The 26362-nt window shown below is 39.0% G+C and carries 25 protein-coding genes; 14 read left to right on the top strand and 11 right to left on the bottom strand.

Annotation, left to right across the window (positions count from 1 at the left end; all coding sequences use genetic code 11):
• Window positions 1-53: 53 nt before the first annotated feature.
• The 5 genes from AC1M9J_RS09360 to AC1M9J_RS09380 all read left to right on the top strand — a co-directional run bounded on the left by AC1M9J_RS09360 (window position 54) and on the right by AC1M9J_RS09380 (window position 7277).
• Window positions 54-1703, top strand: coding sequence for an acyl-CoA dehydrogenase family protein (locus tag AC1M9J_RS09360; RefSeq protein WP_481607303.1), 1650 nt, complete (start codon window positions 54-56; stop codon window positions 1701-1703).
• Window positions 1704-1910: 207 nt separating this feature from the next.
• Window positions 1911-3080: an efflux RND transporter periplasmic adaptor subunit gene (locus tag AC1M9J_RS09365; protein ID WP_481952209.1), complete on the top strand. Its 1170-nt coding sequence runs from the start codon at window positions 1911-1913 to the stop codon at window positions 3078-3080.
• On the top strand, window positions 3080-4993 hold the full coding sequence (locus tag AC1M9J_RS09370; protein WP_481596207.1) for an ABC transporter permease: 1914 nt from the start codon (window positions 3080-3082) through the stop codon (window positions 4991-4993). The genes AC1M9J_RS09365 and AC1M9J_RS09370 overlap by 1 nt, the downstream gene beginning before the upstream one ends.
• Window positions 4994-5314: 321 nt before the next feature.
• Entirely contained in the window at window positions 5315-6874 is a 1560-nt protein-coding gene (locus tag AC1M9J_RS09375; protein WP_481596208.1) for a MoaF-related domain-containing protein, read from the top strand.
• A 217-nt stretch (window positions 6875-7091) separates the two neighbouring features.
• Window positions 7092-7277 carry a DUF7230 family protein gene (locus AC1M9J_RS09380; RefSeq protein WP_481596209.1) on the top strand — a complete coding sequence of 62 codons (186 nt, stop codon included), beginning with the start codon at window positions 7092-7094 and terminating at the stop codon, window positions 7275-7277.
• 3 nt (window positions 7278-7280) lie between these two features.
• Here AC1M9J_RS09380 and AC1M9J_RS09385 read toward each other — a convergent pair whose 3' ends face one another.
• The 3 genes from AC1M9J_RS09385 to AC1M9J_RS09395 all read right to left on the bottom strand — a co-directional run bounded on the left by AC1M9J_RS09385 (window position 7281) and on the right by AC1M9J_RS09395 (window position 10403).
• A complete protein-coding gene (locus AC1M9J_RS09385) occupies window positions 7281-7472 on the bottom strand; it encodes a hypothetical protein (protein ID WP_481596210.1) in 192 nt (63 codons plus the stop codon).
• A 67-nt stretch (window positions 7473-7539) separates the two neighbouring features.
• Window positions 7540-9834, bottom strand: coding sequence for a phosphoenolpyruvate--protein phosphotransferase (gene ptsP / locus AC1M9J_RS09390; RefSeq protein ID WP_035264179.1), 2295 nt, complete (start codon window positions 9832-9834; stop codon window positions 7540-7542).
• Between the two features lie 98 nt (window positions 9835-9932).
• Window positions 9933-10403: an RNA pyrophosphohydrolase gene (locus AC1M9J_RS09395; RefSeq protein WP_035264177.1), complete on the bottom strand. Its 471-nt coding sequence runs from the start codon at window positions 10401-10403 to the stop codon at window positions 9933-9935.
• A gap of 183 nt (window positions 10404-10586) precedes the next feature.
• Between AC1M9J_RS09395 and AC1M9J_RS09400 the strand changes: the two genes are divergently transcribed.
• Together AC1M9J_RS09400 and AC1M9J_RS09405 are read left to right on the top strand one after the other, a co-directional pair.
• Window positions 10587-11237: an HAD family hydrolase gene (locus AC1M9J_RS09400; protein WP_481593406.1), complete on the top strand. Its 651-nt coding sequence runs from the start codon at window positions 10587-10589 to the stop codon at window positions 11235-11237.
• A 184-nt stretch (window positions 11238-11421) separates the two neighbouring features.
• Window positions 11422-11673 (top strand): DUF2789 family protein, encoded by a 252-nt coding sequence (locus AC1M9J_RS09405; RefSeq protein WP_035264173.1) that lies wholly within the window; start codon window positions 11422-11424, stop codon window positions 11671-11673.
• A 68-nt stretch (window positions 11674-11741) separates the two neighbouring features.
• On the opposite strand, the gene AC1M9J_RS09410 is transcribed toward AC1M9J_RS09405, so the two are convergent.
• Entirely contained in the window at window positions 11742-12599 is an 858-nt protein-coding gene (locus AC1M9J_RS09410; RefSeq protein WP_035264171.1) for a LysR family transcriptional regulator, read from the bottom strand.
• A 131-nt stretch (window positions 12600-12730) separates the two neighbouring features.
• Complete coding sequence (locus AC1M9J_RS09415; RefSeq protein WP_035264169.1) at window positions 12731-12967, bottom strand: DUF2061 domain-containing protein; 237 nt, start codon at window positions 12965-12967, stop codon at window positions 12731-12733.
• A gap of 234 nt (window positions 12968-13201) precedes the next feature.
• Between AC1M9J_RS09415 and leuC the strand changes: the two genes are divergently transcribed.
• The 4 genes from leuC to leuB all read left to right on the top strand — a co-directional run bounded on the left by leuC (window position 13202) and on the right by leuB (window position 17101).
• A complete protein-coding gene (gene leuC / locus AC1M9J_RS09420) occupies window positions 13202-14650 on the top strand; it encodes a 3-isopropylmalate dehydratase large subunit (RefSeq protein WP_481613195.1) in 1449 nt (482 codons plus the stop codon).
• A gap of 14 nt (window positions 14651-14664) precedes the next feature.
• Window positions 14665-15315 carry a 3-isopropylmalate dehydratase small subunit gene (leuD, locus tag AC1M9J_RS09425; RefSeq protein WP_481588649.1) on the top strand — a complete coding sequence of 217 codons (651 nt, stop codon included), beginning with the start codon at window positions 14665-14667 and terminating at the stop codon, window positions 15313-15315.
• A gap of 97 nt (window positions 15316-15412) precedes the next feature.
• A complete protein-coding gene (locus AC1M9J_RS09430; protein WP_035264152.1) occupies window positions 15413-15991 on the top strand; it encodes a hypothetical protein in 579 nt (192 codons plus the stop codon).
• Window positions 15992-16021: 30 nt separating this feature from the next.
• Window positions 16022-17101 carry a 3-isopropylmalate dehydrogenase gene (gene leuB / locus AC1M9J_RS09435; RefSeq protein WP_481596213.1) on the top strand — a complete coding sequence of 360 codons (1080 nt, stop codon included), beginning with the start codon at window positions 16022-16024 and terminating at the stop codon, window positions 17099-17101.
• On the opposite strand, the gene AC1M9J_RS09440 is transcribed toward leuB, so the two are convergent.
• Window positions 17094-17447, bottom strand: coding sequence for a hypothetical protein (locus AC1M9J_RS09440; RefSeq protein ID WP_481596214.1), 354 nt, complete (start codon window positions 17445-17447; stop codon window positions 17094-17096). The two genes, leuB and AC1M9J_RS09440, sit on opposite strands and share 8 nt — an antisense overlap.
• Window positions 17448-17777: 330 nt before the next feature.
• Window positions 17778-17999 carry a translation initiation factor IF-1 gene (infA, locus tag AC1M9J_RS09445; protein WP_004692529.1) on the bottom strand — a complete coding sequence of 74 codons (222 nt, stop codon included), beginning with the start codon at window positions 17997-17999 and terminating at the stop codon, window positions 17778-17780.
• 228 nt (window positions 18000-18227) lie between these two features.
• Here infA and AC1M9J_RS09450 point away from each other — a divergent pair, with 228 nt between their 5' ends.
• Window positions 18228-19235 (top strand): AraC family transcriptional regulator, encoded by a 1008-nt coding sequence (locus tag AC1M9J_RS09450; protein WP_035264130.1) that lies wholly within the window; start codon window positions 18228-18230, stop codon window positions 19233-19235.
• A gap of 48 nt (window positions 19236-19283) precedes the next feature.
• Here the strand turns inward: AC1M9J_RS09450 and truA are convergent, their stop codons facing one another.
• From truA to asd, 4 genes are all read right to left on the bottom strand, one after another.
• Complete coding sequence (gene truA, locus AC1M9J_RS09455; RefSeq protein WP_481952210.1) at window positions 19284-20081, bottom strand: tRNA pseudouridine(38-40) synthase TruA; 798 nt, start codon at window positions 20079-20081, stop codon at window positions 19284-19286.
• 8 nt (window positions 20082-20089) lie between these two features.
• Entirely contained in the window at window positions 20090-21067 is a 978-nt protein-coding gene (locus tag AC1M9J_RS09460; RefSeq protein WP_481596215.1) for an asparaginase domain-containing protein, read from the bottom strand.
• A 37-nt stretch (window positions 21068-21104) separates the two neighbouring features.
• Window positions 21105-23027, bottom strand: a complete 1923-nt coding sequence (locus AC1M9J_RS09465) for a hypothetical protein (RefSeq protein ID WP_481952211.1) — start codon at window positions 23025-23027, stop codon at window positions 21105-21107.
• Between the two features lie 284 nt (window positions 23028-23311).
• Window positions 23312-24430, bottom strand: a complete 1119-nt coding sequence (asd, locus tag AC1M9J_RS09470; RefSeq protein WP_481596217.1) for an aspartate-semialdehyde dehydrogenase — start codon at window positions 24428-24430, stop codon at window positions 23312-23314.
• A gap of 186 nt (window positions 24431-24616) precedes the next feature.
• On the opposite strand from asd, the gene AC1M9J_RS09475 reads away from it, so the two are divergent.
• Together AC1M9J_RS09475 and AC1M9J_RS09480 are read left to right on the top strand one after the other, a co-directional pair.
• A complete protein-coding gene (locus tag AC1M9J_RS09475; RefSeq protein WP_035264120.1) occupies window positions 24617-25741 on the top strand; it encodes an endonuclease/exonuclease/phosphatase family protein in 1125 nt (374 codons plus the stop codon).
• Window positions 25742-26112: 371 nt separating this feature from the next.
• A partial coding sequence (locus AC1M9J_RS09480) for a hypothetical protein (RefSeq protein ID WP_481592407.1) occupies window positions 26113-26362 on the top strand: 250 nt, incomplete at its 3' end.

Below are 26362 nucleotides of genomic sequence, written 5' to 3' on the forward strand. Positions count from 1 at the left end.
TCGATAATATAAATAATGAAGTTATAGATAAAAATTCCAAAGAGGGTGCGTTTATGTCGGCATGGATGACACATCAAATACATAATCAATTTGATGAGCTTCAAGATTATAATCTATATACAACAGATCCAATCTTACAAGAAATCTTACAGCGTTATGGCAGTAGAAACTCAGTCCATTTAAGTGAATTTGGAGCAGTCGTAGGTTGTGAAAGCTTTTATCACCATGCTGATCTTGCCAATAAACATCCTCCTATTTTACATAGTTTTGATGCTCGAGGTAGACGGGCAGATTTTGTTGAATTTCATCCTTCATGGCACAAATGGATGGCGTTAAATCGTAAATATGCGGTTCATGCACATCCTTTTCTAAATTTCACTCAAGAATCTGGTTGGGTGGATTGGGCAGCAAAATTCTTCCTCAGTGGTCAAGTGGAGTGTGGAAACTTATGTCCAAATTCAATGACCTTGGGCAGCATTCCATTGATTCAAAAAGAACCTGAGCTGTGGAAAAAGCTAGGAGATAAACTTTTATCCACTGAATATGATGAACGCGATTTACCGATTGCTCAGAAAAAATCGATTTGGATTGGAATGGGCATGACTGAAAAGCAGGGTGGTTCTGATGTGCGTGCTAATGAAACGACAGCTGTTCCAGTTGGACGGTCTGGAAGAGGACAAGCCTATTTACTAACTGGGCATAAATGGTTTTTTTCAGCACCTATGTGCGATGCACATTTGGTTGTTGCTAAAACTGAGCATGATGGATTGGCGTGTTTCTTTGTTCCGCGTTGGTTGGAAGATGGCACAAAAAATGCGATTCATATTCAACGACTCAAAGAGAAGGTTGGAAATCGCAGCAACTCCAGCTCTGAGGTCGAATTTAAAGAAGCTTGGGGCATTATGATGGGGGAGGCTGGACGCGGCATTCCAACGATTATTGAAATGGCGAATTATACCCGATTAACGTGTGCGGTAGGTTCAAGTGGCATTATGCGTCAGGCCCTAGTACAAAGCATTGCCTATACTCGTCAACGTCAAGCATTTGGTAAGAGACTCATTGAGCAGCCATTAATGCGGTCTGTGCTCACAGATCTTGCTTTAGAAACTGAAGCGGCAGTGCAGTTGAGTTTCCATTTGGCTCATTGTTATGAACATGACAGCGAACTTTGTTTGGCATGGAAACGTATCATGACACCAGCAGCAAAATTTTGGATCTGTAAAAGAGCAGTAGAGATGACTGGTGAAATGATGGAAGTTTTCGGTGGCAATGGCTACGTTGAACATGGCATCATGGCTCGTCTCTTTAAAGAAGCACCTGTGAACACTATTTGGGAAGGGTCAGGTAATGTCATGTGTCTCGATGTGCTTCGTGCTATTTCACGTGATCCTGAATCAATCGAGCACTTATTTAAAGATTTAGCATCTACTGCAAGTCACGACAAAATACTTAATGAAGAGTTGCAGGGACTGTTTAGATTATTTCATCAGGAACCTGATGATTTACAATTTATGGGGAGAAGCTTAGTCAGTCGTTTGGTTGTGCTCTCTCAAGCAGTATTGCTGAAACGTTATGCACCAGATTTTATTGCCAATGCTTTTATTGCGACGCGGTATCAAAAATTTCATGGTCAAGTGGTGGGAATGCTTGATCCTAAACAAGTAGATGTGACGTCAATTTTAAATCGAGCATTTGCCGCTTAATTATTGTCCAAAACCCTTTTCTGATAGACAGCCAACACATAGATGCGGTTGGCTGTTATCGATACATAAAAATAAATAAGTACGACAGTGTGAAAAAATAGAATTCACTAGAATCGTGTCATTAAAAATTTTTAAATTTTGATCATATTAAAGTGAATAAAACATGTTGATCAAAAGTTATCTCCTCAATAAAGATTATTCGTCATTATGCACATGCAAAAAAAATCAAAAAAATTAAAGTATTTTTTGGTCTTAGTGGTATTGGTTGCTTTAGCTCTTTTTGTTTATTTCTATATTCAGTCACAAAAAAAGCAGCCAGAACCGCAGACCGTTGAAGTCACTCAAGGTGATCTAACGCAGATTGTTAAAGCCACAGGTGAAATTTATGCATCTGATATTGTCTCCGTGGGTGCACAAGTCTCAGGTCAAATTCAAAAGCTGTATATCAAGTTAGGACAGGATGTAAAAAAAGGCGAATTAATCGCTGAAATTGACTCGACAACACAGTTGGACAAGCTCAATACCAGTAAAGCCGAACTTGAAGCTGCGAAGGCAGACTTGGCAGCGAAACGTGTCACTTTACAAACTTTAAAACAAAACTATCAGCGTAAATTAACCTTATACAAAGCTGAAGCAGGCTCTCGTGAAGAGCTCGAACAGGCGAATAATCAGCTTAAACAAGCGATTGCAGATGTTGAGTCAAATGAATATCGGCTCAAACAATTACAGATTAATGTGAATACAGCACAAACTGAATTGGGCTACACACAGATTCGCTCTCCATTGACGGGTACCGTGGTTTCCATGCCTGTTGAAGCTGGTCAAACCATTAACTTTGCACAAACGACACCTTTGATCGCGACGATCGCCAACTTGAATAAGATGGAAATCCGAATGCAGGTCGCAGAAGGTGACTACACTAAATTAAAAGAAAACATGCCAGTTAAATTTAGCACCTTGGCAGACCCCAATGTGAATTTAGATGGTGTGATTCAAAGTATTGATCCTGCTTTAACGACCCTGACCAAAGGAACTTACGACGATAAAAATGAAAATGCGAATGCAGCAGTGTTCTACTATGCAAGAATGTTGGTGGACAACCCTGAGCGTAAACTCAGTATCGGTATGACAACCCAAAATGACATTATTGTAAATCAAAAAAAGAATGTGCTGAAAATTCCGAAAACAACGGTGATTGGATATGGATCAGATGCCATTGTTTACCTCTATCAACCTGATACAAAACCTCAACCAAGAAAAGTCGTGACTGGAATTTCTGACTCAAATGATATTGAAATCAAGTCTGGTTTAAAGTTGGGTGAAAAAATTTTGGCAGAGGCACCTGACGATAGTGCGAATACATCAGGCGATACTTAATGAGTTTGATTGAACTAAAAAAAATAAATAAATTTGTAGGTCCAGAAAATAATCAACAACACATCCTAAAAGATGTCAGTCTCAGTATTGAACAGGGTGAGTTTATTTCGATTATTGGGCAATCAGGTTCAGGTAAGTCTACTTTAATGAATTTACTTGGATGTTTGGATCAAGCCTCTTCAGGACAGTTTCTGTTTCGTGGACAAGATATTTCCTTATTGAATAATGATGAGCTTTCATCGTTACGTTTAAAAAGTTTTGGGTTTGTGTTCCAACGCTATAATTTATTGAATGCTTTATCTGCTTTAGAGAATGTCGCCTTGCCCGCGATTTATTCAAATTTGAATGCAGAAAACCGTGCGGATCGAGCACTGCAACTTTTAGCTCAGCTCGGTTTAGCTGATAAGAGTGACAATAAACCCAATGAAATGTCGGGTGGACAGCAGCAACGAGTCAGTATTGCCCGCGCGCTTATGAATGGTGGTGAGGTTATTTTAGCCGATGAACCCACAGGCGCTTTGGATTCTGAAAGTGGTGAAATGGTCTTGCAAATTTTGGAAGATCTACACCGTCAAGGGCATACGATTATTTTAGTTACTCATGATAAAAGTATTGCAGAACGTGCAGATCGTGTCATTGAAATTAAAGATGGACGCATTCTTTCGGATACGCAGCGTAAATCTTTAGGGCAAGTTTCTCCATCAAAAGTTTTTCATGCGGACATGAAATTCAGCTTTGTTTCCCAAGTGTATGAAGCGATGAAAATGTCTTTGCACTCAATTTTCGCCAATCGTTTAAGGTCATTTTTGACCATGCTAGGGATTATTATTGGCATTTGCTCAGTCACCATTGTCATTGCGATTGGTAATGGAGCAAAAGAAAAATTTTTGAATGATTGGGGGGGATTGAAAACAGCAACACTTGAGATTTATCCAGGTGGAACAGCTTTAGCTGCATCTGCCAGCCGTTTAAATATGGATGATTTAAATGCACTCAATGAGATGAAAGAAATTATCCATGTTTCTCCACATGTCAGTTTAAGTGGGAACATGATTTATCAAAATCGTAATATTGATGTGAGTGCAACAGGTGCAGATGGTTTTTATTTAAAAATTAGAAACATGAAAGTTCAATATGGTCGCTTTTTTACACAGAGCGATGTTGAACAGCGTTCCCAAATCGTAGTGATTGATAAGCAAGCTGCTGAAAAATTATTTGGACAGCAAAAATTAGCTTTAGGTAAAACAGTCTTATTTAATAAGCGTTCTTATGAAGTTGTTGGAATCGCTGAACCTCAATATAGCTCAGGTTCTTCACAAATTTGGATGCCTTATAATGTATTGATGTCACAAATTTCAAGTAGTGATAATGTCAATCTGCTGACTGCAGTACTTCATCAAAATACTGACTCAGTAAAAGCTGAAAAGAAAGTAAGGCAGCTATTGATTGCTCGTCATGGTGTGGAGGATTTTGATATATATAACAGCGATGAGTCTATGAAGTCCTTTGAAAAATATTTAGGAACGATGACCTTCTTTATTTCTGCAGTAGCCTTCATTTCATTGGTCGTAGGTGGCGTTGGTGTGATGAATATCATGCTCGTTTCTGTGACCGAGCGAATTAAGGAGATTGGCTTACGAATAGCAGTTGGTGCTCGCCAAAGCGATGTGCAGGCTCAGTTTTTGATTGAATCTGCAGTTTTATGTTTAATTGGTGGCGTAATTGGTGTTGCGATCGCCTTGATCGCCAGTTTTATTTTTAATGCGATTAGCTCAGATTATAAGATGGTATTTTCATGGTCAGTTGCTATTATCGCACTGCTATTTTCAACGCTGGTTGGTTTGATCTTTGGTTATATGCCCGCTAAACGTGCTGCAAACTTAAAACCAATTGAAGCCTTAGCCCATGAATAAGAAAAAATTAGAGATGGCTGTTCAGTGAGTATTGTCTGTATTAACAGGTATTCAAAGTTCAAGATACTAAAGTTAACATTTTTTATCGTGGAATTTATTGTTGCAAATCAGTCTAATATTTTAACTGTAAATTCGATTTTTTTACTTACTAAACCGTAAGTACTTCTCATCCTTCTTCTACCTCAATAAGCTTTTAATTCGTCTTGTTGCACTGCCACATCCGCAGTATGACGAGGGGAAATATGGCACTTTTGCTTTAAAGCTTATTTAAAAAATAAAGATCAATAAGAACCATAGATAAATTTATCTTATGAGGCTGATATGAAAAATCTCCTAACCACTAGTTTATTTGTGACCACCATTGCTTTAAGTGGCTGTAATGATTCTGATGATAAAAGTCCAAAAGATTCATCAAATCCATCTCCACTCACTTTGCAGACTTATACTCCTGGCGAGGATGCTGTTTTTGCCGTTGCATCAACTTTAATTTCAGGAAAAAAAGATGCTATTTTGGTCGATGCTCAATTTCAGAATCAATACGCTAAAGACGTAGTCAATCTGATTAAGAAATCAGGTAAAAATTTAAAATATATTTATATTTCCCATAGTGACCCTGACTATTATTTTGGAACCAATGAAATTTTAAAAGCATTTCCAAATGCTAAGGTTGTTTCAACCGCGCAGACAGCTTATTTGATACAAGCCTCTAAAGAAGATAAGTTATCAATTTGGCAGCCACAATTAGCAAAAGGCGATGCCCCTGAAAAGATTATTATTCCTGAAGCCTTAAATTCAGGATATATGGAATTAGATGGGCAAAAGATTCAAGTCCAACTTGATCCAGAAGATTCCGCACATAGTTTCTTATGGATTCCAAGTTTAAAAACGGCATTGGGTGGTATTTCGGTCGCTTATGGTGAGCATTTGTGGATGGCCGATACCAATGGTGTGCAAGGGATCGATCTTTGGAAGAAGCAAATTGATAAAATACTGAGTTTAAATCCTGAAAAAGTGATCCCAGGTCATTATGTAAAAAGTGACTTTTCACCTAAGCCATTGGATTGGATTAAAGGGTATTTAACGAACTTTAAAACAGCAGTTACTGAAAATCAAAGCTCGGAAGGGATTTTTGGATATATGAAAGCAAAGTATCCAGATCTTGAGTCGAGTGAAGAAGTGCTAAAAATGTCTGCACAAGTATTTGCCAAAGAAACCGATTGGAAAGTTGCATCTCCTTATCCGCCAATAGGACAAAAAATTCAAGTCAATTTTACGAGTTTGAAATTTGATCTTGATGTCAAAGACCATCAAAACCTAACTTTTACAGGTGCCGGTGGCGCAGTTGGGCCAGATCTTTCTGAAGCGGTAAAATACACACCTGTTGAGATTGCTAAAAATATTTTTATGGTTTATTGGCATGAGGATAAATCAGGAGATAATGTCGTTCATATTCAAGATTATAATCGAGATATCGTTTACACCAACATTGCTGGGAATGATGGAACAATTCATCTTAAAGGCAAAATACAGGGCGTCAAAGGTGTAATCAAGGACATCGGTTTACAACAAGTATTGAACAAACCATTCTTCGCTATTGGACAGACTTTGGCGTTAAACATCAATGGTCAAACGCAGCGTCTTGAATTCAAAGACCAAAGTCTTTTAAATATCACATCAGGACAAAATACATCTGCCAATATTGAATATTTAGCCACACAGGTTGGACCTGAGCAGTTTATGGTGTATTGGACAGATGATGCGACTAAAGAAAATGTTGTATTAGTCATCGATCAAAAGCAAAAGATCATTTACCAAAATATCGCAATGCCAGATGGAAAATTTAATCATCATCGAGGTACATTTAGTCTTCTACCGAAATAATGAAGATTTAGTCCTTTCTATGCTGAGTAAGAGTACCTTCGGGTGCTCGAGTTTTTGATTAATTTAACATAGAAAAATGGCAGAGCTAATCTTAAACATTGTATGCATTCGATGAATGTCATTGAAAAAACCATTATGAATTTGCTTGTATAATGTACAAAAAAGCGTAATATCGCTTTCCCATCATCTAGGGTGATTAAACTGAAGGTAATATAAAATGGCAAAGAAAAAAGCATTGCCAGAGGTTGTGATTCACAACTTTGTGGCGAAACATATGCATGAGGTCAACAAAAGCCAAGTGTTTATAGATCGTAAGAAAGATGCAAAACGTGGCTACAGCAAGCACAAAAAAGGGAGATGTTCGAATGATTATCTCCCTTTTTTTATATGCCTAAACACGTGAAGGTTAGTCTGCTCCACCACTACTTCCACCATAATCTATATCTACATATGATGATTCGCCCATTTGGTGTTCAGAATTCATCGTTGAGCCATGACCTAGCGTATGATTTGAAATAGGTTTATTGGGTGTTGAACTACTTTTTAATTTACTAACATATAAATGAAATAGAATTACCGAGATCGCTACGATCAACATGAAGATAAAAAAAGCCAATTGATCATGTTGTTACTCAGCTCTTTCTCTGCTTAAACCGAGATTCATATTAGGCATTTACAATACGATTCGATTTCACCATATCCGCTAAACCATGATGACGGAAATAATATTCCATCCAACTTTTCACAATGAGTGGATTACTCATTTTCACCACTTCATCTAAAAGCGTTTGCGCATCTACCATTGGAACATGACAAATTGCTTTACGGACTCTGAGAATATTGCTCGAACTCATTGAAAGTGTATTAAAGCCCATTGCCATCAGTAAAATTGCTGAGAGTGGATCGCCAGCCATTTCACCACAAATACTGACAGGTTTGTCATATTTATGACACTCTTGAACTAAGCGTTGCAATGCTCGAAGCACTGAGGGATGGAAGTGAGAATAAACACTCGATACACGTGGGTTATTACGGTCGACTGCCAACAAATATTGGATTAAATCATTCGAACCCACTGAGAAGAAATCAACTAATTCTGCAAACTCACCAATTTGAAGTAAAACACTAGGTACTTCCACCATGATGCCAATTTTAGGACGATTAATTTTAACTTGTTCTTCTTCCTGAACCGCAGCTAAGTCACGCTCAATAATATAAAGCGCTTCTTCTACTTCACTGACGCTGGTGATCATTGGCAGCAAAATATGCAAATTATTCAAGCCGACACTGGCTTTTAACATCGCACGAATTTGTGAAGAGAAAATCTCAGGATGATCCAAGGTAAAACGAATCCCTCTCCATCCTAATGCTGAGTTTTCTTCTTCTATTTCGAAATAAGGTAAATCTTTATCTGCACCAATATCCAAAGTACGCATCACGACTGGTTTATTGGCAAAGTGACTAAGTTGTTGACGGTAAATCGCCCGTTGCTCTTCTTCACCCGGGAAACGATCACGCAACATAAATGGAATTTCTGAACGATAGAGTCCGACACCTTTGGCACCGCGTTGTACACCACGCACGACATCAATCATTAAACCTGTATTCACAAATAAGCGTACTGCAACACCATCAGGAGTGATGGCATCTTTGGTTTCATACTGTTTAAGATCTTTGGCGATTTGTTCTTCTTCTTTTTGGATGTCACGATAACGTTGACGTAAACGGCGTGGTGGATTGATAAATACACGTCCTTGATAGGCATCAACAATCATTTCCACATCATCAAGGGTAGTCACCGGAAGTTCGGTGACCCCAACGACTGTCGGTATACCCAAAGCACGTGCCACAATCACCATATGTGAATTGGCAGCCCCTTCAGACGTCACAATCGCTGCAATCTTATCGACAGGAAGTTCAACCAATGCTGCCGTACTGATTTCTTCACCCACAATGATACTGTCATTACTCAGTTCTCGGTGACTTAAATCATCTTCTTGAAGTGCTGCTAAAATGCGACGTCCAAGGTCTTTTAAGTCTGCAACACGTTCTCGTAAATAATCGTCTTCCATTTGTGCAAAGATTGCCACATGACGATCAATAACGTGTTTAACTGCACCTTGAGCCCAGTGACCATCACGGATTAACTCTTTGATTTCAGCAGGCAGGGCATTCTCATCCAACATTCTCAAGAATACGCTAAATAATGCACGTTCCTCAGACATCAAAGAATCTTGCATTTTATCATCAAGTGATTGAATTTCTTGGCGAACTGAATCAACCGCATGATCAAGTAATTCAAGCTCTTCACTAATATCTTCAGCTTCGCGGTCAGGTACTGAACCTAAATCTGCGGGTGGATAAAGAATAAGTGCACGACCTAATGCAATACCACCTGCACCTGATGATCCTTGAAATGTTTTATAGGTTGGAGAATTATTTGGCTTACGGAAAACATCAATATTTCCAACTGCATGCGCATGGGCGATAACGCCAGAAAGTTGCGCACAAAGTGTGACTAAAAACGATTCAGCAGCTTCGCTAAAGTCTTGTGGTTCAGTATTTTGAACCACGAGAACACCCATGACTTTTCGACGATACATGACAGGAACGCCAAGGAAAGAGTTATAAATCTCTTCACCCGTTTCTGGGAAATACGCGAAACGCTCATGCTTAAACGCATTCTCGATATTGACGATTTCCTCGCGTTGCCCAACGAGTCCGACCAAACCCTCACCCAGCTGCAGTGAGACATTGCCAATAGATTCAGCATTTAAGCCTTTGGAAGCCATCAAAACGTAACGTTGGTTACGTTCATCAAGTAAATAAATAGAGCACACATCTACATGCATTGCTTCAGAAATTTGGTTGACCATAATTTCTAACGAATCATGCAAACTGACAGACGCATTGATTTCTTGGACAATGCGCCGTAAAGAGTCTAATTGCATGTTCGACATGTAGCGGTGCTCCTCTTAAAGGGATGTAATTATGGTGATTATTCAAATAGTCGAAATAAAAATCAAACATTTAAATTCAATGTTTAATATAAATCATGCTATGGCAGATGCATACACAATTCCAACATGGCACGACGGTAAACATCTTTTTTGAAGTTCACCACTTGGCCTAGTGGATACCAATAGCTGACCCATTGCCATTGATCAAACTCTGGCGGATCATTTAAGTTCAACTGAATATGATTCGTTGACGCGACTAATTTCAATAAAAACCATTTTTGCTTTTGTCCGATACACACAGGATCAGAATCTGATCTGATGTAGCGAAGTGGCAAACGATAATGTAACCAACCTTCGGTCTGAGCAATTATTTGGACGTGCTCCGGCAATAACCCGACTTCTTCACGGAGTTCCCTGAAAAGTGCCTGTTCTGGAGTTTCACCAAATTGGATGCCTCCTTGAGGAAATTGCCAAGCATTGTGACCAATGCGTTTTGCCCATAAAACTTGTCCAATATCATTTGCCAAAATGATCCCGACATTCGGTCGGAAACCTTCTGAGTCGATCATTTGGCACCTAAAATTTATTAAATTCGTTGACTTTGGGTTCGGGGGCATCCACTCTCTATGCCCAACTCGAAAAGTTCAAAGTAATAATGTTTTAAAATTGCTATGATCTTAACGAATTTCTATCGACTAGCGGAGATAGATTTACATTTTTTTTCTTAAATTTCAGTTTGAACGAGTAATTTCATGAAATTGGCGTTGTTTGATTTAGATCACACCTTGTTAAATACCGACTCTGACCATTCTTGGGGCGAGTTTTTAGTCAATGAAGGCTTGGTTGATCCAGTTCGACATCGCGCCATGAATGACAAATTTTATGAAGACTACAAAGCAGGACAACTTGATCCAATTGCCTACAACGAATTTGTATTTGAATTTTTAACGCAACATGACAATGAGTATTTGACCGACTTACATCAGCTTTTTATGCAAAAAGTGATTCGACCTCAAATGCGTCCTGAAGGTTATAAAGCGATTCAACGTCATCAAGATGCTGGGCATCAATTAGTAGGGATTACAGCAACATCAGATTTTATTACTGCACCTATTTTTCGTGAATTTGGTATTACAGAAATTATTGCAACCAATGCAGAAGTGGTTGATGGTAAATATACGGGTAAAGTCATTAATATTCCTTGTTATCAAAAAGGTAAATTGGCACGATTAGATCAATGGCTCCAGGGACGAGAAGTTACTGAATCATGGGCATATTCAGACTCCATTAATGATCGATTCTTATTGGAATATGCGGATCATGCGATTGCAGTCAATCCAGATGAGCGTCTTGAAGTATTGGCTAAAGAGCAGGGTTGGGATATCCAAGACTGGTCCATTTAAGACAATTTTATTCTCAAAATTAAAAATTGCTAAAGCCATTGTATCAATGGCTTTTTTTCATTGATCAGCATTGAAATAACTTGAGATGAAATTCAGCATAAATTTACAGACGCTTTCATCGCTTGGTGATACCTTATGCGCAAACAACTAACTTAAAATTAATCAAAATCATAAGGAATACACGATGCTAAATGCAGAGCCAAGAATGACTAACTTATTTGAGCAATTAGGATTGGATTCTAGCGAGCAAGCTATTGCAGAATTTATTGAAACACATCAGTTAGAAGCTGAAACCTTTTTGACTGAAGCAAGTTTTTGGTCTGAAGGTCAACGTCAATTTTTGAAAGAAAAATTATGTTCAGATGGTTCATGGGCATTAATTATCGATCAGCTCAATGAGTCTTTACATGAAGATTCATTGAAGAAAAAAGCTTAAGTAGCTCACTTGTCTTTAAAAGTAAAAAGTCATCTTATTAGATGACTTTTAAATATCGAGTGCTGAAATTATTTCATTAAATCAACCAATGCTTTGGCTGCCTTAGATTGGGTGCGTCCCGGATGCCAAACCATACCCAATTGACGCTGCATTTCTAAATTAATATCCAGTCTGACCAGGTCTTGATTGACTAAAGTACTTGGCAAGACAGACCAACCTAACCCAATAGAAGCCAACATGCGAATGGATTCAAGCGGATTATTGCTCATGGACACTTTAGGTTTTAATCCATTTTTTTCAAATTCTGCAAGGGTGATCTGCGCTGTATATGTTTGAGCTGCAGGTAATAAACTTGGGTACTGCATGAGATCTTCAAGGCTTAAATTTTTCATATTTGCCAATGGATGAAAAACTGCAGCAACGAAGACTAATGGATCACTCCATAAAGGAACATATTTTAAACGTTCATCTAGGACAGGGGGTAAGGTTAAGAATGCCAGTTCAAGATCACCAGCTAACACTTTTTCATGCGCTTGTTCTGAATCTACAAAATGCACATCTAATGTCACATCAGGATATTGCTGAACATAGCTTTTTAAATGTTGCGGTAAATGATGTAATCCAATGTGATGGCTGGTACCAACTTTAAGCTTTCCTTTAATCTGATTTTGGTCGTGGCTTAAGGTGTGATGAATATCACCTAGTTCATTTAACCAATTTTTAACTTTAGGAAGCAGGGAATGAGCCGCATGGGTGGCTTGTACACCTCGGCCAGCAGATTCAAATAATTTGACACCAAAATAATCTTCTAAACTATGAATACGTTTGGTAACAGCGGGCTGAGTGATAAATAGTTGATCAGCTGCCATAGAAATCGAACCCGTTTCCATGACTTTTATAAAAGCTTCAAAGGCAGCAAGATTCATAATTTAAACTCGGTTATGAAAATATTATTTAATTATAAAATAAATTTATATCTATTGCGAAGTAATTCTTCATAAACTGTTGCAAAAAAAGCCGCATAGTGCGGCTTAGATGAGGAGGATCACAGGTGAAACTATGCGACGATATTTTCTTCCTGTTGTATCGTTTTTTTCTCCCACACGCGTTCGTGAATGAAATAAGCCACGGCTTGTACAGTAGGCTCAAGTAAACTCAAAGTAATTGCCATCCAAATGCTGCCTGTGACAAGGTAGCCTACAATCATGGCTACCGTAATGTGCATAATGTAGTAGCTTAATGTTTTTTTGAACATGCGTTGATTATCTTCAACAAATTTTTGAATATGTGCCATGTGAACATCCTCAGTTGGTGGTGATCTTGGAGATGTTTAAATGATAAGCATTCTTATTTAATCTGTAAAAGCGAATATTATTTTTAAATTAATCGTTTTTATAGATGGTTTTTGTGTTTAAATTGATTCTAAAAAGTTTTTAAACTAATAAAAATGATAAATTAGATTTATGTGAATAGGCCGTTATAATCGTAATTAATGACAGAATTACCCAGTCCAGTGGAGCAAATCGACATGGCAGGCGAAACCCAAAAAGCAGAAACTCAAACAAAAAAAACGTTGTACGATAAATTGTGGGACGATCATTTAGTTAAACAACGCGATGATGGCTCTTCTTTACTTTATATCGATCGTCACTTGTTGCATGAAGTGACTTCTCCACAAGCTTTTGAAGGCTTGCAACTTGCAGGTCGTAAGCCTTGGCGTTTAAGTGCTAACGTAGCGACACCTGACCATAACGTTCCGACTTCAACGAAAGAGCGTTCTGAAGGTATTGCAGGTATTGAAGATGATACATCACGTATCCAAGTACAAACTTTAGATGACAACTGTAAAACGTTTAATGTTGCACAGTTTGATATCAACGATATCCGCCAAGGGATCGCACATGTAGTTGGTCCTGAGCAGGGTTTAACTTTACCAGGTATGACAGTAGTGTGTGGTGACTCACATACTGCAACACACGGCGCATTTGGCTGTTTAGCACACGGTATTGGTACATCAGAAGTTGAACACGTATTGGCAACCCAATGCTTAGTTCAAAAGAAAATGAAGAACATGTTGGTGCGTGTTGACGGTAAATTAGGTCAAGGCGTAACACCAAAAGACGTGGTTTTAGCGATTATCGGTAAAATTGGTACTGCTGGTGGTACTGGTCATGCGATTGAGTTTGGCGGCCAAGTATTCCGTGATATGTCGATCGAAGGCCGTATGACAGTATGTAACATGGCAATCGAAGGCGGTGCACGTGTTGGTATGGTTGCTGTTGATGAAAAAACCATTGAATACGTAAAAGGTCGTCCATACGCACCTAAAGGCGAGCAGTGGGATCAAGCAGTTGCATATTGGAATACATTGCATTCTGATGAAGGTGCGCACTTTGATACTGTTGTTGTATTACAAGGTGAAGAGATTGAGCCACAAGTATCTTGGGGTACATCTCCTGAGATGGTGATTCCAGTATCTGCAGCTGTTCCTACATTAGAACAAGCGAAAGATGACGTACAACGCAACGACTGGACACGTGCTTATCAATATATGGGCTTAACCGCGGGTCAAGCATTGTCTGATATTAAATTGGATCGCGTATTTATCGGTTCTTGCACCAACTCTCGTATTGAAGATATCCGTGCGGCAGCTGAAGTTGCAAAAGGCAAAAAAGTTGCAAGCACGATTAAGCAAGCGATGGTTGTTCCGGGTTCTGGCTTAGTCAAAGCACAAGCAGAAGCTGAAGGTTTGGATAAAATCTTAATAGAAGCTGGTTTTGAATGGCGTGAGCCGGGTTGCTCAATGTGTTTAGCAATGAACGCAGATAAATTACAACCGGGTGAGCACTGTGCGTCTACTTCAAACCGTAACTTCGAAGGTCGTCAAGGTAATGGTGGTCGTACACATTTAGTGAGTCCAGCGATGGCAGCAGCAGCGGCAATTGCGGGTCATTTTGTTGATGTACGTTCATTCTAAGAGGAGCAAACAACATGAAAAAATATACCGTTGAACAAGGTATCGTTGCACCTTTAGACCGTGCCAATGTCGATACAGATTTAATTATTCCAAAACAGTTCTTGAAATCAATTAAGCGTACAGGTTTCGGCGCGAATTTGTTTGATGAGTTACGTTATTTAGATGAAGGCTACTTGGGGCAAGACAACTCAAAACGTCCTTTGAATCCAGATTTTGAGTTGAACAAACCACGTTATCAAGGTGCTTCAATCTTGATTTCACGTGCCAACTTTGGTTGTGGTTCAAGCCGAGAACATGCGCCATGGGCTTTAGAAGAATATGGTTTCCGTACCGTAATCGCACCAAGCTATGCAGACATTTTCTACAACAACAGCTTTAAAAATGGCATGTTACCAGTGATCTTGTCTGAAGAGATTGTGGATCAATTATTCAAAGAGTGTGCAGCACAAGAAGGTTATCAGTTAACGATTGATCTTGAAGCACAAGAAGTGCGTACGCCTACAGGCGAAGCATTTAAATTTGAAGTTGATCCATTCAGAAAGCACTGTTTGTTGAATGGTTTAGATGATATTGGTTTAACGTTACAAGCGGCAGAAGACATTCGTGCTTATGAGGAAAGAACTAAAGCTGTTCGCCCATGGGTATTCCAAGAAATCAAAGCGTAACTGATACTTAAAGCTATAGTGCTCTGATTCAAGTCTTGCTAATATCGGTGCAAAATTATTCTTTTAGTTTTGCGCCGTTTGGTGAGGTTGGGCACAAATGAAGGCAAAAGTTTTATTACGCTACGCGTTTTTCGGATTGTCTGTCGCCGTTTTATCCGCTTGTCAGACCGTAGACCGATTACAACTGAAAAAGATTAAAGAAACGCCTGAAACCAGAAATCATGCTTTGATTTATTGCTCAGGAACGTTGAATTGTGAGTTTGAAAGATTCGATGAGCATCCCATTGTTGATGCTCAATCTCGAAGATTAGATCAGCGTGCGATCAAGCAAGGTATGGTGCGATTAAATGCTGACTCTTTGAAAGATCCGCAAGCCTTATATCTTTCAGTTCCTGCTGGACTGCATGAAGTGGTGGTTCGCTTTTATCCGATTTCAGAGGAAAAAGCAGAAACTATTAATGTTATCCATCGCTTCGAAGCAAAAAAAGATTACCGATTTGTAATGTTTAGAGATCGAAGCAGTGGGAAAAAAAGTTTACTTGATGCTTCTGCACCAGAGCCATTATGTGTTGACTTGTTGCAAGAGCAACAAACCATTCGTCGTTTCTGCAAACCCTATAATGTTCTCAATGGACTAGGTGAGTTTGTGGAACAAAAAAATTTAAAAACACGTTAGTTCATACTAACTTTATAAATGGAAAATCTCATGTCTAAACAAATCTTGATTTTAGCTGGTGACGGCATTGGTCCTGAAATTGTAAAAGCAGCTGAACAGGTCCTCACCCGTGTCAATGAAAAATTCAATCTAGATTTAACATGGGAACAAGGTTTATTGGGTGGCGCTGCAATTGATGCGCATGGTTCACCTTATCCAGAAGTTACCTCTGAACAAGCAAAAAAAGCAGATGCGATTTTGTTAGGTGCTGTTGGTGGTCCGAAGTGGGATACAATTGAGCGCTCAATTCGTCCTGAGCGTGGTTTATTGAAATTACGTAGCGAACTTAACCTTTTCGCTAACTTGCGCCCAGCGATCTTGTATCCTCAATTGGCAGATGCTTCAAGTTTGAAACCTGAAATTGTTTCAGGCTTAGATATTTTAATTGTCCGTGAATTAACTGGTGGTATTTACTTCGGTCAACCACGTGGTATTCGCGAATTAGAGAATGGTGAGAAGCAAGGCTTTAATACCGACGTATATGCAGAGTCAGAAATCAAACGTATTGCTAAAGTGGCGTTTGAAATGGCGAAACTACGCGGTGGTAAAGTGTGTTCAGTGGATAAGGCAAATGTTCTTGAAGTCACTGAGCTTTGGAAACAAACAGTAACTCAGTTACATGCTGAACAGTATGCTGACATTAACTTGTCACATATGTACGTTGACAATGCAGCAATGCAATTGGTTCGTGCACCTAAACAATTTGATGTGATCGTAACAGGTAACTTGTTCGGTGATATCTTGTCTGATGAGGCTGCGATGTTGACTGGTTCAATCGGTATGTTGCCATCAGCTTCATTAGATGAAAATGGTAAAGGGATGTATGAGCCTTGTCATGGTTCAGCACCAGATATCGCAGGTCAAAATATCGCAAACCCATTGGCAACAATTTTATCTGTTGCAATGATGCTTCGATATACGTTCCGTCAAGAAGCTGCAGCAAAAGCGATTGAAGATGCAGTAGGGAATGTTTTAGACCAAGGTTTACGTACAGCTGACATTATGTCTGAAGGCATGAAGAAGGTCGGGACAGTTGAAATGGGTGAAGCAGTTGTTGCAGCGCTTAACTAATTTCAGTTGATTCATTCAAAACGCAGCCTATGAGCTGCGTTTTTTTATTGCCGAGCTTTTGAAAGCGATATTGTTTTTTTAAGCTAAAAACACTTGAGCAAGTCATTAGGTTATCGTAGTACTGACTTACTGAAGTTGTCTGTACAGGAATCATAAAACCATTTTCATCTTTCATCGAATTTCCTATTGGAATCGCGGTGTTGACTATACGTTCAAAACTGAAAATTTCCCGCTCATCTCGAATCACAGGATTAGGCTTCAGTTTAATGTTAAAAGAATTCAAATTGATATTTTCACGCATATGTTGGATATCTTGCCCTACAAATTGTGAAACATAAGTGTTCATATTTTTTTGTTCTGAAAATTTGCTGTTTGGCATGTCGTTAATAGGAAAAGTGTAAATATGCAAATGAGCGAAAACCACAATTGATTTAATGCATGAAATAGTGGAGCGATACGAAGATTTTTTATGTTGAATGTGTAAATGGGCTTTGTTGGTATATTTGATTGGATAGTGAATGAATAAATAGTGAGTTTAATTATTCTATAACATATGAGTATTGGTCTTCTCACAAAGACAGACGATTGCTTTAGTAGAGTGAATCTCCTGTAGTTCATAAAATAAAAGTACAAAAACAAAAAAAGCCACTCAATGTGGCTTTTCGCTTACTAACACTTAGCGTGCACGGTAAGTAATGCGACCCTTAGATAAGTCATAAGGTGTCATTTCAACTTTAACACTGTCGCCAGTCAAAATACGAATATAGTGTTTACGCATTTTACCAGAAATGTGTGCAATTACTTCGTGACCGTTTTCTAAACGTACACGGAACATAGTATTAGGAAGCGTTTCGGTGACAACGCCTTCGAACTCGATAAGTTCCTCTTTATTGGCCATAGCCTACCTGATGATCAAATTGGAAAGGCGCAAATTATAGGCAAAATTTTAGAAAAAAACAAGGTTAAACCAAGTTCAGTCGGCGTTTCTATGGTCAAACTTGTCGAACAAACAAATAAAATTTTTAAACAAAAAAATGCTTAACTATGTTGTCAGTTTGGTCAATCGACTGTAATCTAATTCATAAGTTTTAAGTAAATATTAATAACATACAAGGAAGGGCACTGCGTGAGTCAGCTAACTGATGCTTCGGTTGTTCTACGATTAGGTTATCAAGCAATTCGTCGTGCTGGATTGCCCACAGAAGAAATTTTAACAAAAGCGGGTGTGGCCTTAAATCAAGTAGATCAAAATGCGCGTACGCCTTTAAGCGCGCAGTACGCTTTCTGGGTTGCTGCCGAAGAAGTCAGTAAAGATCCAGACATTGGTCTACATTTAGGTGAGCATTTACCACTGTATCGTGGTCAAGTGATTGAACATCTTTTTATTTCATCTGAAAATTTTGGCGAAGGCCTGAAAAGGGCTTTAGCGTATCAACGTCTAATCAGTGATGCATTTCATGCCAAGTTGGTCATTGAAGATGATCGTTGCTACCTAACCAATGGTGAACAACCTTTCTCTGAAAACCTAGTCAATCGTCATTTTTCTGAGTGCGCGATTTCAGGCATTTTAAGATTCTTCAAATTTATTACTGAAGGTCGTTTTCAACCTATATATATCGATTTTAACTTTAGCGAGGGTGCTTCAGACGATGAGTATTTCCGTGTATATGAGTGCCCGGTAAGTTTAGGCCAAAAAGAAACGCGACTTTATTTTGATCCTGCAATTTTAGATTATGTACTTTGGCAAGCCGAGCCAGAATTACTTCAACTGCATGAGCAGTTGGCGATTGAAAAATTACAGGAGTTGGCTCGATACGATTTAGTGGGTGAGGTGCGCCGTGCTATTGGATCAACACTTGAGAGTGGAGAAACAACGCTAGAAACTGTGGCAGCTCAGTTGAATATTACCCCACGTCGTTTGAGAACACAGCTCAGTGAAGCTAATACAAGCTTCCAGCAAATTTTATCTGACTATCGTTGTCGTTTAGCTAAAAAACTTTTGGCAAATACCAATGAAAGCGTAGAGAGAATTGTCTATCTTACGGGTTTCTCAGAACCAAGTACGTTCTATCGTGCCTTTAAACGATGGACCAATGAGACACCTGTTGAATATCGTAAGCGTAAACAGCGCTAAAAAAATCCCTTCTTATGAAGGGATTTTTTTCAATTCAAAATAAAAAATCTATTCAGGCATGTTTAACCAATGAGGGCCTAGCGGAACTTTAGGCAAGTTAAACTCTTCAGGATAGTGTGCTTGGATAAAGTAAAGGCCGTCAGGTGGTGCTGTGATCCCTGCTGCTTTACGGTCTTCTGCTGCGAATATTTCATCAATATGGTCAATGTCGTACATCCCCTGACCAATTTCCAGTAAACAGCCCATAATATTGCGAACCATGTGATGTAAAAAACCATCTGCTTGGATGTCAAGAACAAGGTAAGCACCGTGTTTGATGAGTTTGCAATGGCTCACCTGGCGTACAGGTTGGTTGGATTGACACGCAGCAGCTCGAAAACTTTCAAAGTTATGAGTACCCTCAAATTTTGAGGCTGCAGCAATCATTTTATCTACATCAAGTGGGTAATAAGCATGCGTTACTTGTTTATGGAGTAAGGCAGGGCGCATGGGGCTGTTATAAACGACATAACGATAACGGCGAGCCTGCGCTTTAAAGCGTGCATGAAAATCACTATCCATTTCTTGAATCCATTGGATGGCAATATCTTTAGGGAGTGTACTGTTAGCCCCCATAAGCCAGCCACGAATTGGACGTATTGCATTTGTGTCAAAGTGAGCCACCATATTTGTGGCATGAACACCTGCATCTGTTCGACCCGCACCATGCAAAATGATGGGTTCATCAGCAATTTTGCTCAACACTTTTTCCATGGTTTCTTGTACGCTCGGCACACCAGGTTGCTGTGTTTGCCAACCTCGATACCGAACGCCACTAAACTCAATTCCGATTGCAAAACGCGGCATTTGAACCTCTAATTTGATGAATCATACCAATGTTTTAACCATTGATCTGTGGAAGGGTATTGTAAATACATTTTTAGAATTTTGGCATAAAGATCGGCATCACTGAGTGTATCGTCTATTAAAATATCAGATGCTTGAATCCAACTGCTAATTGCATAGCGTTGATCTAATTCTCCAAACATGACCTGACTACTTAATATAATATGGCAGCCTAAGGCACGAAGCTGCTTCAAAATATCTGTGGTATCCGCATTAATTGCTAAATTACCGGTTCCATATGCTTGAAGTATGAGTACATGAGGCGAGTTGTCGATAAAACGCGTTAAATGCTGATTGAATAATTTGATTTCAATGGGGCGAAGACTCAGATTCGCAATATTGAGTTGTGTCGAGCGTTCAATATGTTGCTCAGTAATGTCGACAAAAGAACTTGATATGGGCTTGATGACATTTGTAAATGCTTCACCACAAAATGCATTTAGTGCCGTGCGATGAGTCTTGACTGCAGTTCTGGCATGAAAAATTTGATGGTTAAAGCATAAGTAAACACCATCAGACACATTTTCCATATATTGGATGGCATGATTCAGATTATCTAAAGCATCGCTCGATGGATGCAAAGATGTCGCTGCATGATTGAGCAGAGGAAATTGGCTACCTGTGATAATGACTCGACACGTATCATGGAGAAATCGAGAAAGAATAGCCGCAGCATAACTCATGGTATCGGTACCATGAATGACAATAAAATTTTGAAATTGTTTAGCTTGCAATTGTTGAATTTTTTGGATTAACAGCAACCAATCACGCGCCGTACATGCACTACTGTCTTTAATCTCATGAGCCTGAACAAGCTCTATTGGATTTTGAACGGGCAAAATTTCTTTTAATTGCGGGAAAAAATCGGCAGCAGGCATAGGCGCTAAAGGTTCACCAACGCAACCAAATGTCCCACCCATATAGATTAAAGCTATTTTTGAACTCATAAAAAAAGCAGCCTGATTAGACTGCTTCATATTAAGATTAATTGGAATCAGATTCCATGCTCTCTCGGAGTTTTGCTGCACGCATTTTTTGTTCGTCATTGTAATGCGATTCATATTCCGTAATTAATTTTTCTGCTTCATCAAACGCGCCAAATTTAATGTATTGATCCGCTAAATCTAAGTTAAGTTGAATTTCATCAACGTTGAGTAATTCAGGAAAACGTTGTACAAGAGGATCATCAGGACGATTCGGATTCATTTTTATCGCAGATGTTTCATGCGAATGATTCTGTTGCACTTCTACATTTTCATCTGATGAATTGAGGTCAAAATTAAACTCGTTTGTCGGTTCAATTGAGCTTTCTATTGTAGATTTTGAATCAAGATTTTCCTCAAAGTCGAAAGTTACAAAATCTAAAATCTGATCATTCACGCTTTGCTTTGAAACTTTTGCTGAGCTAGATGTTTCAGCATCAAAGTTAAAATCATCTGAAAGATCAAAAGTGAGTTCATCCTTAGATGTTGTTTGAGAATGAGGCTGTTCCGACTGATCTGAAAAGCTAAATTCCAATGGATCTATTTCAATATTCAGTTCTTGTGGATTTTTTTCTAATGGAGAAGAGCTCAGTGCTGAATGAGAGAGATCTGTTTTTTCAACCCATTCTTGACTTAAATCAAGTGTGAAGTCGAGATTTTGGATGGACTCATTTTCTGAAGCAAGGTTCTCAGCATCAGTTGAGTGCACTGATGCTGTTTGTGATTTATTTTCAGACTGAAAACTGGAGAAATCTAAATCAAACTCTAAGGGGGCACGATCTTCAGTCGATTGATTGGTTGTTTCAGATTCAGTCTGTGTTTGAGCATTTGGCTCGAAAGTTAAATCTGTCGTTATAAATTCTAAAGGTGTTTGCTCTTTTGATGCAGGAGTCTTCTCATCATCTTGCTCGAATGGGTGTTGTGAGGTTGGTTGCGGTGTATCTTCCATAAAAAAATCGAGTTCAAAATGCTCGTTTTGCGATGGAGTCTGTTGTTCAGTTGCCTGCTGATTTTCAGCCTGATCAGAAGGGAGCTGGTCAATGATTTCTTCATTGGTTTTATTGAGCGTAAACTCTTCTGCTAAATCCAGCTGTTCTGAGCTAAATACAAAATGAGCAGTAGGTTCAGCAGAGACATGCTCAGTTTCTTCCTCAGGAGTGCTTTTCTTCTCTTTGGCTTGTAAGGGATGTGGGTATTGTTCTGTTTCAAACACAAATGTTGAGCTTTGAGAAGGAAGAGAAGATTGCTCTGTGGTCTCATTTGTTTCAGTGGGTGTGCTTTCCTGAGAGCTATGTTGTTCATCCTGAGACTTGATGAGATGATCAAAAGCTTGTTCTGATTGCACTGCAGGGATTTCAGTTATAAAACTGGTGCTATGAAACTGTGCAGCATGACGAGGCTGATTCTCGGTGTTCGATATATCCCGTGATTCTTTCGCAATTTCTTTATTCCGTTCCGCTTCTTTTGCAGCTTTAAGTTTGTCTTCAGCTTCATCCGCAATGTAATGTAATCCAGTGGAGCGTAAATAATTACTCAATTGTTTTAAAGCAAATTCATCATTCTGTAAGATGTGAATATCAATCAAATACGAGTAAAGCTCATGTTGTCTAGGATCGCGATTCAATGCTTGATTGATTTTTGCTTCGGCTGACATATAGCTTTCTGATTGAATTAAGTATTCAATACTGGCTTTAAGTTCATCAGCCACTGGTTCGGCACTTAAGTCTTGTGGTGCGCCATGACCATGCTGTGAATAGGCTTGTTGTGGGGTGGAACGAGTTTTGGGGCTTTTCTTAGCGCGTTTTACACTCACATTTTTTTTAGATTTTGTTGATCCTGTGTCACCATTTTTTTGTTTATCCTCACGTTTTTTGAGCACCAGTGCGATTAACAGCAAGACGACAAATGGAATGACATACAACATAATTTTTCCCCTTCATTGAATTCAATGAATTTATTGCAAATCTAATACCTGAGTGCTCGAAATATTGGACTGTTTTTAATCTCGATTTTTTATATTCTCAGTTCATCATTATGTATCGATCAAGATGTTCGAAATAAGAAGTGATGAGATTGTAATTTAACTGTTTTTTGTATCGATGTCATAATATTTCCTTTCAAATAGCACTCCAAGCTCTAATCAATTCAAATTGCATAAAAAAAGCCGATCTAATCAGACCGGCTTTTTATTGAAGTGACTATTAAATATTAAGCATTTTTATAGTCAATCAAGATGCGTAGCATACGGCGTAAAGGTTCAGCAGCACCCCAAAGTAATTGGTCACCAACAGTGAACGCGCCTAAATACTCTTTACCCATATTGAGTTTACGTAAACGGCCTACTGGAACTGTAAGCGTGCCAGTTACTGCAACAGGTGTAAGATCAGTCATTGATGCTTCACGTGTGTTCGGCACAACTTTAGACCAGTCATTTGCACTTGCAATGATGTCTTCAATTTCATTTAAAGGAACATCTTTACGAAGTTTTAAAGTCAATGCTTGTGAGTGACAACGCATTGCACCAATACGTACACAGTGACCATCAATAGGTACAATTTGTGAATTACCAAGAATCTTATTGGTTTCAACTTGACCTTTCCATTCCTCTTTCGATTGACCGCTTTCAAGCTGTTTGTCGATATAAGGAATTAAAGAACCTGCTAAAGGTACACCGAAGTTTGCTGAAGGGAATCCTTCACCACGCTGTAATTCAGCAATTTTAGAGTCGATATCTAAAATTGGAGAACGTGGATCGTCTAATAGATCTTTTGTATTGTTATACAAATAGCCCATACCTGTGATGAGTTCACGCATGTTTTGCGCACCCGCACCAGAAGCAGCTTGGTAAGTCATTGAAGTCGCCCATTCAACAAGATTGTTTTGGAACAGACCACCAAGACCCATTAACATCAATGAAACAGTACAGTTACCGCCTACAAATGTTTTCGTACCTTTTACCAAACCGTCTTTGATCACATTCATGTTGACTGGATCTAATACGATGATTGCTTCATCGTCCATACGCAATGTAGATGCAGCGTCAATCCAGTAACCATTCCAACCATCAGCTTTCAACTTAGGGAAAACTTCAGTGGTATAATCACCACCTTGGCAGGTAATAATGACATCCATTTGCTTCAGACTATTAATGTCTGTCGCATCCATAAGTGCTGGGGCAGTTTTACCACCAAACGCAGGGGCTTCACCACCTGCATTACTGGTAGAGAAGTAGAATGGCTCAAATTGAGCGAAATCATTCTCTTCAACCATACGTTGCATAAGGACGGAACCAACCATCCCGCGCCAACCGACCAGACCTACTTTCATGTCACTTTGCCTCGGTGCGTTAAAATAAAAAAGGGGGTTCGAGTGTATCAAAAGAGTGTATAACTGCAAGTGGTACACAATCAAAACAGCAAATATATTGTGCAATATATCTTGTTTATGTTACATGCAAAACTAATATAAATTTATGAATCATCGAAAAATTAAGAATATATAAAGAGAAGCGCTATGCTATGGATTGAGATACTGGCTGTTGTTGTGATTTGGTTAAGTTTTTGGTCTTTGATTCCGCGTGATGAGTGGTGGTTTCGAGGTGCCGATTTTCCAAGACTACAAATTTTAGCCCTAGGCTTTATCGCATTTATCCTCCTGTTGATTTGGGATGGGGAATGGGATTTAAGACGCCAAGTCATATTTGTTGGATTAATTGCTGCATTAGCATATCAATTGAAGATGGTTTTGCCTTATACCTTAATTTGGAAAAAACAGGTGAAACAGGTCCAACCAGATCAACTTGATCCATCAAAGCAAATCTCTTTAATTGTGTCGAATGTTTTAACACCAAATACAGAATATCATCGTTTGATTGAACAGATTCATCAGCATCAACCCGATATCGTATTGACGCTTGAAACAGACCAAACCTGGCAGAATGAACTTTCGGTCATTGAGGCGGATTATCCTTATCGTGTTCCAGTACCTTTAGATAATCTCTATGGAATGCATCTCTACAGTAAGTTGGAATTGAGTGATACCGAAGTCAAATTCATACTGAGTAATGAGATTCCTTCTATTCATACCACAGTGAAATTGCGTTCTGGACAGCCAGTTCAATTATATTGTTTACATCCCAAACCGCCGAGTCCAACTGAAGCCAAAGACTCTACATTACGTGATGCTGAATTGTTGATTGTCGGTGATCAAATTAAAGACTTGGATGAAAGTTGCATTGTCATGGGAGATCTAAACGATGTGGCATGGTCTCGTACCACACGACTATTTCAACGTATCAGTGGTTTGTTAGACCCGCGTGTTGGACGTCATTATGTCAATACCTTCCATGCGGACTATCCGCTATTACGATGGTCACTCGATCATGTATTCCACAGCACTGATTTTGCTTTGGTGAAAATGGAGCGATTACCGCATATTGGTTCGGATCACTTTCCTGTGTACGTTGTTTTACAAACTGGACGACAATTTGAGCAAGTACAGCAAGAATTAGAACAGACGGATGCTGATGAGCAAGAGGCTCAGGAGGCGATTCAAGAAGGTATTGCGAAAGCTGAGAAAGAAGAGAAACAAGTGACAGATGAAATTGCGCAAGATTATAAAGATGGCAAACAAGTGTGAATGGATGCGTGTAAGAAATTGCTTACAATGAATGTGTCTGTTGACCCATAGTCACGAAGCGAGCTTAAGCGTAATCTAAGCTTATCGGCACAGGGAGTGGGAATGGAATGATCCCAATATGGAAGACGACGCCGACGGAAAATCATCATGGAGATGATGTAGGAAAGGAAAGCCAATAAAACAATAATATGATTTTTGAAAAGCACAACCTCATCGACCCGAGTTTTACAGGATGTAGAACTCGGGTTTAGTTTATGGTGGATTTAAACGTTTAAATGCATACAGGTCGAATGAATTAAATCTCGTTATTCAGCTCTAATCTTTTATTAATGCTATGATTTGCCAAAATGAAAATATTGAGCAGATGGGGTATGAGTTTGTTTCTTAAAAATATGAAAGACATAACTACAAGCAAATCCTTCGCTTCGATCGTTGTGTTAAATGTACTAATGAGTACCAATGTTTTTGCACAAGAAGCTGATGAAAAAATGATGGATGCGGTTGCATCTCAAGAACAGGTCGCGAACACTGAAGCTAAAGAAGCTAAAGAAGCTAAAGAAGCTAAAGAAGCTAAAGAAGCTAAAGAAGCTAAAGAAGCTAAAGAAGCTAAAGAAGCTAAAG

It is taken from the genome of Acinetobacter sp. ANC_7588 (assembly GCF_056783995.1).